Here is a 12,766-nt window from a genome sequence, read left to right as displayed (position 1 = left end):
TTAAAAACTGTTCTTAATTAGCCATTAAAATTTATAACACTAAGACTGGCTCTATCTATGTATTAGTGTGTCCAACGAGAAAAGCCGTGAGTAGTCAGAAAAATAATAAACTTCAATTGTCTCTAAATACTACGCCACCTATATTTAAACAAGTTTGTGTGATTGGACTTGGGCTGATTGGTGCCAGTTTTGCGCAAGCCATTAAAGACAATGGCTTAAGCGAGCGTTTGGTAGCAGTCGATAGACATGCGCCAAGTATTACAGAAGCCATCGAGCATGGTCTGCTAGATGCAGGTAGTGCAAACTTACAGGACGTTATCGCTGGCAGTGATTTAATTATCATTGCAGTGCCTGTACAGGCAGTTCAAGCAGTGTTTGTTGATATCAAGCAAGCGATGGATAACGGACAGCTTGCCAGTGATTGCATCATGACGGATGTCTGTAGTACTAAGATCAATATCATTGATGCCGCTAAAGCAGTGTTCGGCTCGCTGCCGATAGGATTAGTGCCAGCGCATCCAATTGCTGGGGCTGAAAATTCAGGGTATCATGCGCGCCGCGCCAGTTTATTTGTCAATCATAGCGTCATTATTTGCGAGCTACCGACAACCAGTCCAACCGCTATTGCAAAGTTGCGACTATTATGGGAATCAGTAGGCGCAAATGTCATGTCAATGGATGCTAAGCATCATGATCGCATATTAGCGCACACTAGCCATTTGCCACACCTGCTTGCTTTTAATTTGGTTGAGCAATTGGCAAGCCATGATGATAATTTAGATATGTTTCGTTATGCCGCTGGTGGGTTCCGCGATTTTACCCGTATCGCTGCCAGTGATCCTAAAATGTGGCATGATATATTTTTTGCCAACCAGAGCGCGATTGTTAGCGCCCTTGATGAGTATGGTGTCTATTTACAGACGATGCGCCAGCTTATCATTGATAAAGATTCAACTGCCCTGATGGGACTTTTGGGCCGTGCGCAAGCCGCACGGCGACATTTCGGCCATATGTTAGCCAGCACCCCTTATACGGATACTTCTGCTATGTCAGCTTCTTATAATATTACCCCTAGCAATACTGTTTCTGGCACTATCGCCATTCCTGGTGACAAATCTATCTCACATCGCAGCATTATGCTCGGCAGTCTTGCCACAGGCGTGACAAATGTTACTGGGTTTTTGGAAGGGGAAGATGCGCTAGCAACGCTACAAGCATTCCGTGATATGGGTGTGACTATCGAAGGTCCTGATAATGGCAACTTGACCATTCATGGTGTCGGTATGAATGGTTTAAAGCCTAGCAAAACCCCTTTATACATGGGTAACTCTGGCACCAGTATGCGTCTGCTATCTGGTATCTTGGCAGCACAATCATTTGATAGCGTATTGACAGGTGATACTAGCTTGAATAAACGCCCAATGGAGCGCGTAGCGGCACCGCTACGGTCTATGGGAGCTGTGATTCAGAGCACTGGTCATAGTGGTACTGCGCCGCTGAGTATCACTGGTCGTGACACGGCGGGCAAGCCATTACAAGGCAGTGAGTATGATATGCCAGTCGCTTCAGCTCAGGTAAAGTCTTGCTTGCTACTAGCAGGTCTATGGGCCGAGGGTACGACAACGGTCACACAACCTGAGATCAGCCGTGACCATACTGAGCGTATGCTATCAGCCTTTGGTTATCCGGTAACCGTAGAAGGCAATCGTATCAGTGTCACTGGTGGCGGCACACTAACAGGCGGCGATATCGCTGTTCCTGCTGATATCTCATCTGCAGCATTTTTTATGGTGGCAGCGGCCATCAGTCAAAACAGTGAGCTGACCTTGACCCAAGTAGGTATCAACCCTACGCGTACTGGTGTCATTGATATTCTAAAATTAATGAATGCAGATATTAGCCTAAGCAATGAGACACATGTGGGCGGCGAGCCAGTTGCTGATATTACAATTTGCAGCTCAAACCTAGTCGGTATTGAGATACCAGAGCATCTCGTACCACTGGCGATTGATGAATTCCCTGTGCTATTTATCGCAGCCAGCTGTGCCCAAGGTCGTACGGTATTGACTGGTGCCAAGGAGCTGCGTGTCAAAGAATCAGACCGTATCGCTGTGATGGCAGAAGGGTTACATACGCTTGGTATTGATTGTACTGTGACCGATGATGGTCTGATTATCGAAGGCAAAGGCGTAGCTACCGAAAACGGTGAAGTCAACAATGACCAACCTGTTTTTGGTGGTGGTCATATTGTCTCGCATCATGATCACCGTATTGCGATGAGCTTCTCTGTAGCCAGTCTGCGTGCATCCCAGCAAATTACCATTGAAGGGGTTGAAACGGTTAATACTAGCTTCCCAGGATTTGCTGAACTTGCCAACCAAATCGGTATGTCTATCCAAGTGGATACTGGTGCTGAATAAGTCGCTAAGCTACCATTAACTCTTAAAGATTTAATCTAACATCGTTAGCAATGTACTCATGTCACTATTGGCATGAGTACATTGCTTTTTACCTTATAATCTCACTGTAGTAACCCTGCGCTTTCACGATTCGATTGACAATAATAATTAGAATTATGTGGGAGCGCGCTTTGCTCTAAAAAGTTGTCCTATATTATGACTACCCAAAATGTCATCAAAAAACCCGTTGCCCCGATAACCACAACCAGACGCGGCATTATTACTGCGCTTATCGCGTTTTTTATCTGGGGTGGATTTCCGCTATACTTCAAACAGCTATCTGATTATGATGCGACAGAGATCATTGGTCACCGTATCGTTTGGACGTTTTGTTGCCTACTGATTGTGTTGGTGGCTACCAAACGTTGGGGGTGGATAGAAACACTCAAGCAAAACCCAAGATGGATTGCGCTATCACTCGTCTCTGGGTTAATTATCGCAACCAACTGGCTGACCTATGTATGGGCGGTCAATCAAGACCGTATCCTTGAGGCCAGTCTGGGTTACTTTATCGGGCCATTGGTCGGCGTTGCACTATCCATGATCTTGTTCAAAGAGCGTTTGCGTCCTTTACAGTGGGTCGCTATTGGATTTGCACTGTTGTCTGTGGTCATTCAAGTGGTGATGCTTGGCAGTCTGCCGTGGATATCGTTGATTTTGGCGTTCAGTTTTAGTACTTACGGGACGATTCAACGACAAACGCCATTGACTGCTGTCGATGCCATGTTTGTCGAGACTGCAATGCTAGTACCGTTATGTCTGTGGTGGTTTTGGCAATCTGATGTGGCAAGTCATCAACTGAGCTTTTGGTTTAGCTCAAATATTTGGCTGCTTATGATCGCAGGTCCGATTACGCTAATACCGCTTTTATTATTCAATAAATCTACCAAGCTCGTTGCATACAGTATTCTGAGCTTTATGAACTATCTGACGCCGACCTTTATTTTCTTTTTGGCGGTGTTCTATTATAAAGAACCGTTCGATTTACAACGTTTGGCAGTATTTGGTTTGATTTGGTTAGGTCTGCTATTATTCAGCATTGACCTGTGGCGCCATCGTCCAAGTAAAGTGTTAAAAGCGGCGCGCCTACGTGAAGAAGCGCTAAAAACAGTTAAGTAAACACTAAAAACACGAAAAAATTAGCAAACAAGGATGACAGGATGTTTCATACTCAGTCTGATGTAGTATTTATAAAAGGTCTAAAAGTTGAGGCGGTCATCGGTGTTTATGACTGGGAGCGAGTCATTACTCAGCCATTACTCATTGATATTGCGCTCGAAACGGACATTAGCCGTGCTGCTGTGTCAGATGATGTCAGCGATGCCCTGAGCTATAAAGAAGTCTGCGATGATGTGAGCGAGTGGTGTAAAGAGATTCAAGCAAAGCTGCTTGAGCATTTGGCTGGTCAGATCTCTGATAAGATATTTGCAAAATATGACTGTCAAAAAATAACGTTGAGCATTGCTAAGCCTACTGCTATTGCTAAAGCGGATACGGTAGGAGTGCAAATAACGCGCTATGCGCCAGCATCAACCAACGAGCTAATTACTAAAGAAGCTGCCAAAGAAGTTAACGTCAGCCAAGCTGATGATGCATAAAACATCAGTGGATTTGAATTTGGCAACGTTCACACAATGCGCACCTGAGACTGTGCAAGCGCAGCCTGTGGTAGAGCTAGTGTTAGCGCTAGGTAGTAACTATCAAGCCGACAAGTATCTCCCGCTTGCTAGGCAGCGATTAGCAGCGCTAGGTGAGGTGCGATTGTCTACGGCTTTTCAAAATCCTGATTTTACTGCAACCTTGGAACAGCCAAAGCCTGACTATACCAATCAATGTGTCCATCTAATACTGACCACACCGATGCGCCTGCAGCAACTACAGCAAACTTTTAAAACTCTTGAAGGGGACTGTCATAGATGTCGACAGACTGAGCTAAATCAAGTACGGCGAGTGACAATGGATATTGATATTTTGATGATTAAATTGGCTAATATAGAAAATAGCCTAAGCAAAGAATCAAAATCTAAACCAATATCTGATTGGATTATAATGGCCGATCGTTATCCGTTTAAAGCGCATGAGGAAGCAGGGGTTGAAGAATTGATTTTAACCAAGCTCTAGTTTGGCTAATAAGTAACCGTATCTTAATCACTATTATATCTTTTCATCTAGAACCATCGCTGTTCAGTATTCACTCTGCCTCAACCCATCAGTTTCCTAGACAAAAATCTAATAAAAACTATGCGATTATCTAAGCAATTGTTAGTATAAGTGACGATGTAATCTTCAAGTCACTACTACCTATGCAAAAACCAATGAATTTTTCGAAGAAAAAACCAACCATGAGTTTAGCAATAATACTCATGATGTCTACTTTGTCTGCCTGTGATAAAACGCCCTCCGAACACCTTAAAACCCTCACCGCAGACAAATATCCTGTGGCAAATATGCCAGATGAGCCGTTAGAAACCCCACTTGAGATTAACATCGAACCCAAGCGCTTAGCCATGACCAGCTCATGGAGCGCAGGGGTAAAAGACGATGGTACGCTTTGGACATGGGGTACAGATGGTCTACTGCGCGAGACTAAGACAGGACAAGACCCAACGCCTAGGCAAGTCGAGGGTGTGAATGATGCGGTAGCCGTTTCAGGCGGTGGTGGACATATGTTATTACTACGTAAAGATGGCACTGTATGGGGCTGGGGTAGCAACAGATATGGAGAGATAGACCCTAATGATGAAGATACTTTCATAGAGGAATTAAGAGAAATTAAAGGAATTGAGAATTTGGTATATATTCATGCAGGTCAGCAAGCTTCTATATTTGTTAATAGTGAAGGAAAGGTGTTTTTTTTAGGGAACAACGAAACAGGTGTTGTTAACGGTAATATTCAGAAAAAATTTAATTCGCCTGTGCTTGTCGAAGGTTTTGAACACATTGTCAAAGCCGAAGGTAGTGCAGGTGCTATCGTCGCTCTAAATGAGGATGGATCAATTGTTTCATCATCTTCAACATTAGACTCTTTAGGTAATCCAAGCGCTAAAAAAACTACTATTAGCAATGGAAAAATTTATTATTCACCAGTCATTGTCTCTCTTCCAAAACAGGCAGTTGATTTTACTAAAGGGTACGCAAATTTTGCTTTATTAGAAGATGGTAGTGTTTGGAGTTGGCGTTCGCATGAATGGTCTGCTCAGAAAGAATCTAAAGAAATCTTTATTAAGTCACCAAAAAAAGTAGAAGGTCTATCAAAGGTTGTCAGATTAAATAGTATATCGGCTAATACTATCAATGGTGACCTTTATACGTGGGGTAATTACGTGTATTCATCTAGATCTAGTTCAACCAAAGACTATATTCAAAGACCTATACGGATTGCTCAGGATATAAAAGTTGACCAATATGGAACTGGAGGCTTCGCCGACTATTCTTTTATAGATGATAAAGGCAATGCTTGGATGTGGGGCGATAAAAGCGACAGAGAACTATGGGGGACAGGCAAAATAACTGAAGATTATATGCCAAAAGAATTCGTACTGAGTCCACACGAATCATTATTCAATACTCATGCTAATAAATAATTAATAACTCTAAAATTAAAGGAAAAGTATTATGTCACAGTCAGTTAAAGGTATTTTTTATCATGTCTTACTAGCTCGTGCGGCTTACTCTGAGATGAAAAGCAACGATTTTCAAGATTGGAGTTTACTAGAAGGTGAAGCAGGTCAATCTACCATGTATGCGGATATGGTAGATTTTATCTAAACCTGCTTTGATTTTATTCGTTTTTCACTAAAACCTATATAAGCATTTTTTATCAGTTTATACGGTAATAGTACTGCCTACATTTAACGACTGTCTTAGCGATTTTTTTCATCATTGATATCTTCTACATCAGCACGACCAATCACATCTAAATCTTCTAGACACAGCTTGTCGTATTCCTTTTTGCAGAAATCAGGATCAAGTTGGCACATTGCTGACTGCAATTGGTCTAGGCGATTCTCTGATTGTTGAATGTGTTCTAGCATTTTAGCAAAAGCTTCTGCAACAGGGTCTTGCGAATAAGGATCGATACCATAAGCACGGAAGGTATTGGTACGTTTGGCAGTAGGGGTAGTGTCTTTAGTCTGATCGTTACTCTCACCTGCTTTTGCAACTTTTTCTTGTTGCTTGGCATCTTGTACCTTAGTCGTAAGCGGGTTGCCTTTTTCGTCATGATAGTCTGAGATCATACGAGCCGCACTACCGACCATCGTTGCACCTGCTGGTACCGGTTTGACCACCACTGCATTTGAGCCAATTTTGGCATTTTTACCGACTGTGAATGGCCCCAAGACTTTTGCACCAGCACCAACGGTTACACCGTCTTCTAGCGTTGGGTGGCGTTTGCCATTATTCCAAGACACCCCGCCCAAAGTAACACCATGGTATAAGGTCACATCGTTACCAATCTCAGCGGTCTCACCGATGACGACGCCGACACCATGATCGATAAAAAAGCGTCTACCAATCTTAGCAGCAGGGTGGATTTCGATACCTGTCATGATACGCGAGCCGTAAGAGATCACGCGTGCGGCTAGTTTCTGTTCATTGTTCCAAAGACAGTGTGCACCGCGATGCAAAACAAGCGCATGTATGCCCGGATAAGTTAGGATCACTTCCAGACTATTACGCGCCGCAGGATCTCGGGTGAATACTGCATCAATATCTTCTTTCAAATCGTTCTTGATAGTAATAAGCGATTTGAATAATTTGGATGGCAATGACATAAAGCGTCCTATCTATTCGTCGGTAGAGTGTCGTTGCGAAAACAGCGATGCCTCTAATCTGTGGTCATAAAGTTCGGATAATCAGGAATATATATTTTCGCTAAGCTTCTGCAAGTTATAACAGCTTTATACCGTAAAATATAGTAAAAAGCTTTCAAACAAAGGCAAGCTCATAAACTACGGCTTGTTTTAGTCTTTTGATAGTTTGGCAATTAAAGCGTTTAATAGCTGATACTCTTTTTGATCAAGCTGTAGGCGTGACCCAAGTCTAGATAAGCGTGATGGCAATGACTTTAGATGTTCGCTATTTGCTAGTCCACGCTGCACCATAAGGTCAGTAGTACGCTGAGTGAGCTGTTGCAACTGCTGCTGATTAATAGCAGGCTCATCCCATTGCTGACGCAAATTCACATTGATTGTCGATTGGGCGTCTGCGCTTGTATCCGAATCTAAACTATCAGCTGTCTGAGTGTGCGTTTGAGCATACGCAAAAATAAAGCTGGCAATCACTTGCACCGCTGATGCGACATTTAATACAGGGTAATCAGGATTGGCGTCGATTTGAATATGATAATCGGCATAAGACAATTCTTCATTGGTCAATCCACGGTCTTCACGTCCAAATAATATAGCAATATTTGGTTTGTTAGCAGTAGCAGCAGATGAGGTATCAACATTATTCTCGTCTGCACTTAAAGCTGCTTGTGCATCGATAAAGTCGAACATAATCTTAGCAGCTTGCGTAGGTGTCACGACAGGGCGAGGTAAGTGACGGCTACGACTACTAGCAGCAAACACCAGCTGACAGCTAGAGATAGCAGACTCTAAAGTAGGTGCAATCAAAGCTGACGATAATAATTCACTGCCACCCGCTGCATGAGACACACTGGTTTCGTCAATCGGTAATTTGGGATCGACTACCGTTAAGCGAGACAAGCCCATGGTATGCATTGCACGGGCAGCCGAACCAATATTGGCAGGCAAAGTCGTATTGACCATGACCACTTGTAGGCAAGCAAGATAGTCGTTCACTGTGCGTGATGATACGGCTGATGAAGCGTCGTTACTCATTATTGTCCCAGTCTCTGATTGATTTCTTGTTCAGCACGGTGTAATGCAATGGCAATCTCTTCGATAAGGACGGCTTGCTCATTGATACGGCGTTCACGGCAGTATTCTTGTAACTGGCTGCTCAGACGGACTAATTGAGTTGTACCCAAATTGGCGCTGGCGCCTTTTAGAGCATGAGCAGTTTCGAAGCCATTGGCGTTATCGTCTTTTTGATGAGCAATTCGCAGCGCTGCAACTCTTTGCTTACTATCAGCAAAATATACTTGTATCAAATCAACAAAGTCTTCTTCAAGCAAGTCACGCATGTCCTCGAACTGTTCATGATTGATAATTTCTTCATCAGTTTGTCCGAGCATATTATTATTTGTAGTGTCATCCATGGTGGTTGTCCAATTTATAAAAGTTAAAGCAATAAGATTACTATAATGAATTTTTAAAACGTAATGTACGTCTTAGCTGTAATGGAAATGTAAGTTCTCTTCACTGACCAAAGTCTTCAATGTCTGCAGATTGTCGTCATTTGGGTAAACGCGCCAGTGTTCAGACAGTCCAACATTTGCGATGCCATAGACTTCATAAATGCTTAGTCCAAGTGGCAGACAATTATCATTGATAGAAGCGTCAGTATTACTCAGGGCGTTATTGGCATAACTGGCTGGCATACCGTTTTGATTGGCCGCGTCATGGTTCATTTCGCTTTCTAATGCCAATAAATCATTACCGTTCTCATCATACAAGCTGCCACCCATTCCAGGATCGTAGACATTACTACCGCTGCCACCTTGCTCGTCTTGCTCTTGGTTATAAGCCAAACGCGGCTCGGGAATAATGTCAGATTGGGCTGATTTAAGTAGTGGTTGTAGACGTGTGAGCAAATTAATATCACTACCGTGAACTTTGATACTGATTTTTTTGAGCCAACGTAGTCTGGCATCTACCATGCTCATTGCACTATCAAGACGTGCAAATAAACGTCCATCACGCTCACGAATGCTACCTTTGATAATGACGACTTCATCGATTTTTAACTGTTCTTTGACACGATTAAAACGCTCAGCGTAGCAGCTGACCTCGAGTCTCGATGTACCATCATCTAAAGTAATCACGTTACGATTACCAAAGTTGGCAATATCTATGATAAGCCCCGAGAAATAACAGCTGCCGTTATAGCCAGTATCGGTCAACTTGTCGAGACGCGCACCAGAGGTATAGCGTTTCAACTCATCCAAATACTCATTGATTGGATGTCCCGTTAAGTACAGTCCCAAGGTGTTTTTTTCGGCTTTTAGGCGGTGTTTGTCACCCCAGATGAGTTCTGGCGTCATGACTAACGGCGGCGCTGCGACCACACCATCCATTTCACCAAACAAATCCATCATACCGATTTCGCGGTTTTGACGGTCTTGCTCAGCGGCTTGTACGGCGCTTGGCAATTGACTCATCAAGGCACCGCGAATCTCGTAAGCTTCATCGGCTGGCAAGTCAGGTCGTAGCGTGGCGGCAAAGTCATCAAAACAGCCAGCACTGACCAACGCTTCAAGTGTGCGTTTATTGACTTTTTTGATGTCCACACGGCGGCAGAAGTCATATAAGTCTTTAAAAGGACCATCCGTGCGGCGTGCATCTACGATGGACTCTACCGCGCCTTCACCCACGCCTTTAATTGCGCCAAGACCATAGATGATATTGGTCGGAGTATCGGCAACGAAATGCCACTCACTACGATTGACTGAAGGATTGACTACGGTTAACCCAAAGTTTTCACGGCAATCATTGATAAAGAACACGACGTTGTCGGTGTTGTTCATATCTGAAGTTAAGACCGCTGCCATAAATTCAGCAGGGTAGTATTGCTTTAAGTAGGCCGTTTGATAAGCCAATACGCCATAAGCCGCAGAATGCGAGCGGTTAAAACCGTAACCTGCGAACTTTTCCATCAAGTCAAACACACCGCCTGACGTGACTTCATCAATGCCTTGTGAGGTGGCACCAGTGACAAAAATATCGCGCTGCTTTGCCATCTCTTCAGGTTTCTTTTTACCCATCGCACGGCGTAGCATATCTGCACCGCCCAAACTATAGCCTGCCATCACCTGTGAGATTTGCATGACCTGTTCTTGATAGACAATAACGCCATTGGTGTTTTCTAAAATCGGCTCAAGATTGGGATGGTCATAAATGACTTCTTCGCGACCATGCTTACGGTCGATATACATCTCTACCATGCCTGCATCGAGTGGGCCGGGACGATACAGCGCACACATGGCGATAACATCTTCGATGTTGGTCGGTTGCAGTTTAGCAAGATACTTCTTCATGCCCATACTTTCTAGCTGAAAGACCGCCGTGGTTTTGGCATCTTGCAGCAGCTTATAGGCTTTGCTGTCATCTAACGGCAAATCTTCTAAAACTAAGGCAGGTACGTTTTCTTTTGCACGGCGTAAATTAATATTTTCAACCGCAGCGTTGATGACGGTTAAGTTACGTAAACCCAAAAAGTCAAACTTTACCAACCCGACAGCTTCTACATCGTCTTTATCAAACTGGCTGACGCGGTGACCTTCGTCATCACAGTAAATGGCACTAAAGTCAGTGATTTTGTGCGGAGCAATCAATACACCACCAGCATGTTTACCGACGTTTCGACAGACGCCTTCAAGCTTAATCGCCATCTCCCAAATCTCAATGGCATCCTCATAATCCATATTGTCAGGATTAGAGATCAAGTCTTTGAGCTGTGGTTCTTGCTCAAGCGCTTGGCTCAGTGTGATGCCAGGCGTTTTTGGAATCAGCTTAGATATTTTATTGGCCAAAAAGTACGACTTGCTTTGTACGCGTGCCACATCTCGCACAACTGCTTTCGCTGCCATGGTACCAAAGGTAATAATCTGTGAGACGGCATCACGGCCATAGGTTTGCGCGACATAATCAATGACGCGGTCACGACCTTCGATACAAAAGTCGATATCGAAATCGGGCATCGATACACGCTCAGGGTTCAAGAAGCGCTCGAATAGTAGATCGTAATGAATCGGGTCAAGGTCGGTAATGTTTAATGCGTATGCGACCAATGAACCTGCACCAGAACCACGTCCAGGGCCTACTGGCACGCCATTGGCTTTTGCCCAGCGGATAAAGTCCATGACGATTAGGAAGTAACCAGGGAAGCCCATGGATAGAATAATATCTAATTCATATGCAAGGCGTTCATCGTATCTTTGACGGAAATCGTTCCAATTATCAGTACGCGCTTCGACAGGAAACAGCTTATCTAAGCGCTGCTCAAGACCGCGTTGTGACTCGGCACGAAAAAACGATTCAATCGTCTCGCCTTCAGGAACAGGAAAATCAGGTAGGACGTTAATACCAAGTGTTAAGGTGACATTGCAACGTGTAGCGAGGCGCAAGGTATTATCAATAACCTGCGGAATATCAGCAAATAATTGCTCCATCTGAGCTTGTGTTTTTAGATACTGCTCATCCGAGTAAGTCTGCGGACGGTTTGGGTCAGCAAGGACATAAGAGCCTGCAATACAAACGCGGGCTTCATGGGCATCAAAATCATCTTGCTCTAAGAAACGCACGTCATTATGCGCAATGATAGGGATGTTGTGTTTGGCACCTGAATGGATGGCTGCTCTAATAAAAGCATCTTCGCCTGAACGATTGGTACGCTTGATCGCAAAGTACAAACGATTATCAAATTTTTCCTGCCATTCAGTAAGTAGTTCATCGGCCTTTTCTGGCATCGAGCCGACCAATGCTTGACCCACGTCTGACTTTTCCGTGAGCAGTACAATCACACCTGCTGCATGCTCTAAGATATGACTGCGCTTAATAACCGGCGTACCATGATTGATAGGATCAGCACGACCTTCGGTAAACCCAAGCGATACGATACGGGTAATGTTTTGATACCCTTCGTTATTCATTGCAAGTAAGGTAAGGCGGGTGTCTTCATTATCCATGATGACTTCACTGCCAATAATAGGCTTGATACCCGCACCTAAGCAGGCACGATAAAATTTCACCGTGGCATATAAATTGGACAAATCGGTCAATGCCAACGCGCGCTGATTGTCAGCCGCAGCAGCTTTTACCAGCGGTTTAATACGCACGATAGAATCGGTGATGGAATATTCGCTGTGAATGCCAAGATGTACAAATGCCATAGAAGACTCTTACTGGTACGATCAAAGAAATAAGCTAGCGATAAAATAATTGATTATTATCAATCAATTATACTGATATCTAGAGGCCGATAAGACCTCGATAGCCATATTGATACGTTTTAAATGGGGTCGTCAATAATAGCATTATTTGCCGCAGACAGCCACAGGTTCAAAGGGTTTAATCTGCGTGAGTTAAGTCATTAAGATGTAAAAACTCGGTTATAGACAACAGCAAAAAGCCCTCAATATAACGAGGTATAGAGGGCTATGTGATTGATAATTAAAGTCA

10 protein-coding genes are annotated in these 12,766 nt (G+C 43.8%); 6 read left to right on the top strand and 4 right to left on the bottom strand.

What is annotated here, in order from left to right; genetic code table 11:
* The first annotated feature begins 86 nt into the window (after positions 1 to 86).
* The 6 genes from ACQKC9_RS03460 to ACQKC9_RS03435 all read left to right on the top strand — a co-directional run bounded on the left by ACQKC9_RS03460 (position 87) and on the right by ACQKC9_RS03435 (position 6,227).
* Positions 87 to 2,420, top strand: coding sequence for a bifunctional prephenate dehydrogenase/3-phosphoshikimate 1-carboxyvinyltransferase (locus ACQKC9_RS03460; protein WP_427620519.1), 2,334 nt, complete (start codon positions 87 to 89; stop codon positions 2,418 to 2,420).
* Between the two features lie 195 nt (positions 2,421 to 2,615).
* On the top strand, positions 2,616 to 3,578 hold the full coding sequence (gene rarD, locus ACQKC9_RS03455) for an EamA family transporter RarD (RefSeq protein ID WP_427620518.1): 963 nt from the start codon (positions 2,616 to 2,618) through the stop codon (positions 3,576 to 3,578).
* 41 nt (positions 3,579 to 3,619) lie between these two features.
* Positions 3,620 to 4,057 (top strand): dihydroneopterin aldolase, encoded by a 438-nt coding sequence (folB, locus tag ACQKC9_RS03450; protein ID WP_427620517.1) that lies wholly within the window; start codon positions 3,620 to 3,622, stop codon positions 4,055 to 4,057.
* Between the two features lie 19 nt (positions 4,058 to 4,076).
* Positions 4,077 to 4,580: a 2-amino-4-hydroxy-6-hydroxymethyldihydropteridine diphosphokinase gene (locus ACQKC9_RS03445; RefSeq protein ID WP_427620516.1), complete on the top strand. Its 504-nt coding sequence runs from the start codon at positions 4,077 to 4,079 to the stop codon at positions 4,578 to 4,580.
* A 182-nt stretch (positions 4,581 to 4,762) separates the two neighbouring features.
* Positions 4,763 to 6,043: an RCC1 domain-containing protein gene (locus ACQKC9_RS03440; RefSeq protein WP_427620515.1), complete on the top strand. Its 1,281-nt coding sequence runs from the start codon at positions 4,763 to 4,765 to the stop codon at positions 6,041 to 6,043.
* Positions 6,044 to 6,074: 31 nt separating this feature from the next.
* Positions 6,075 to 6,227 carry a hypothetical protein gene (locus tag ACQKC9_RS03435; RefSeq protein WP_427620514.1) on the top strand — a complete coding sequence of 51 codons (153 nt, stop codon included), beginning with the start codon at positions 6,075 to 6,077 and terminating at the stop codon, positions 6,225 to 6,227.
* 95 nt (positions 6,228 to 6,322) lie between these two features.
* On the opposite strand, the gene cysE is transcribed toward ACQKC9_RS03435, so the two are convergent.
* From cysE to dnaE, 4 genes are all read right to left on the bottom strand, one after another.
* Complete coding sequence (gene cysE / locus ACQKC9_RS03430; protein ID WP_427620513.1) at positions 6,323 to 7,234, bottom strand: serine O-acetyltransferase; 912 nt, start codon at positions 7,232 to 7,234, stop codon at positions 6,323 to 6,325.
* Positions 7,235 to 7,423: 189 nt separating this feature from the next.
* Positions 7,424 to 8,305 (bottom strand): RNA methyltransferase, encoded by an 882-nt coding sequence (locus tag ACQKC9_RS03425; RefSeq protein ID WP_427620512.1) that lies wholly within the window; start codon positions 8,303 to 8,305, stop codon positions 7,424 to 7,426.
* Entirely contained in the window at positions 8,305 to 8,685 is a 381-nt protein-coding gene (locus ACQKC9_RS03420; RefSeq protein WP_057759831.1) for an Hpt domain-containing protein, read from the bottom strand. Before ACQKC9_RS03420 ends, ACQKC9_RS03425 begins: the two co-directional genes overlap by 1 nt.
* Before the next feature lie 72 nt (positions 8,686 to 8,757).
* Positions 8,758 to 12,477, bottom strand: a complete 3,720-nt coding sequence (gene dnaE / locus ACQKC9_RS03415; protein WP_427620511.1) for a DNA polymerase III subunit alpha — start codon at positions 12,475 to 12,477, stop codon at positions 8,758 to 8,760.
* Between the last annotated feature and the right edge of the window lie 289 nt (positions 12,478 to 12,766).

It is taken from the genome of Psychrobacter sp. NPDC078409 (genome assembly GCF_050268505.1).
Taxonomy (GTDB): domain Bacteria; phylum Pseudomonadota; class Gammaproteobacteria; order Pseudomonadales; family Moraxellaceae; genus Psychrobacter.
Note: the sequence above shows the minus strand (reverse complement) of the source record. Positions and strands in the feature narration are given on the sequence as shown.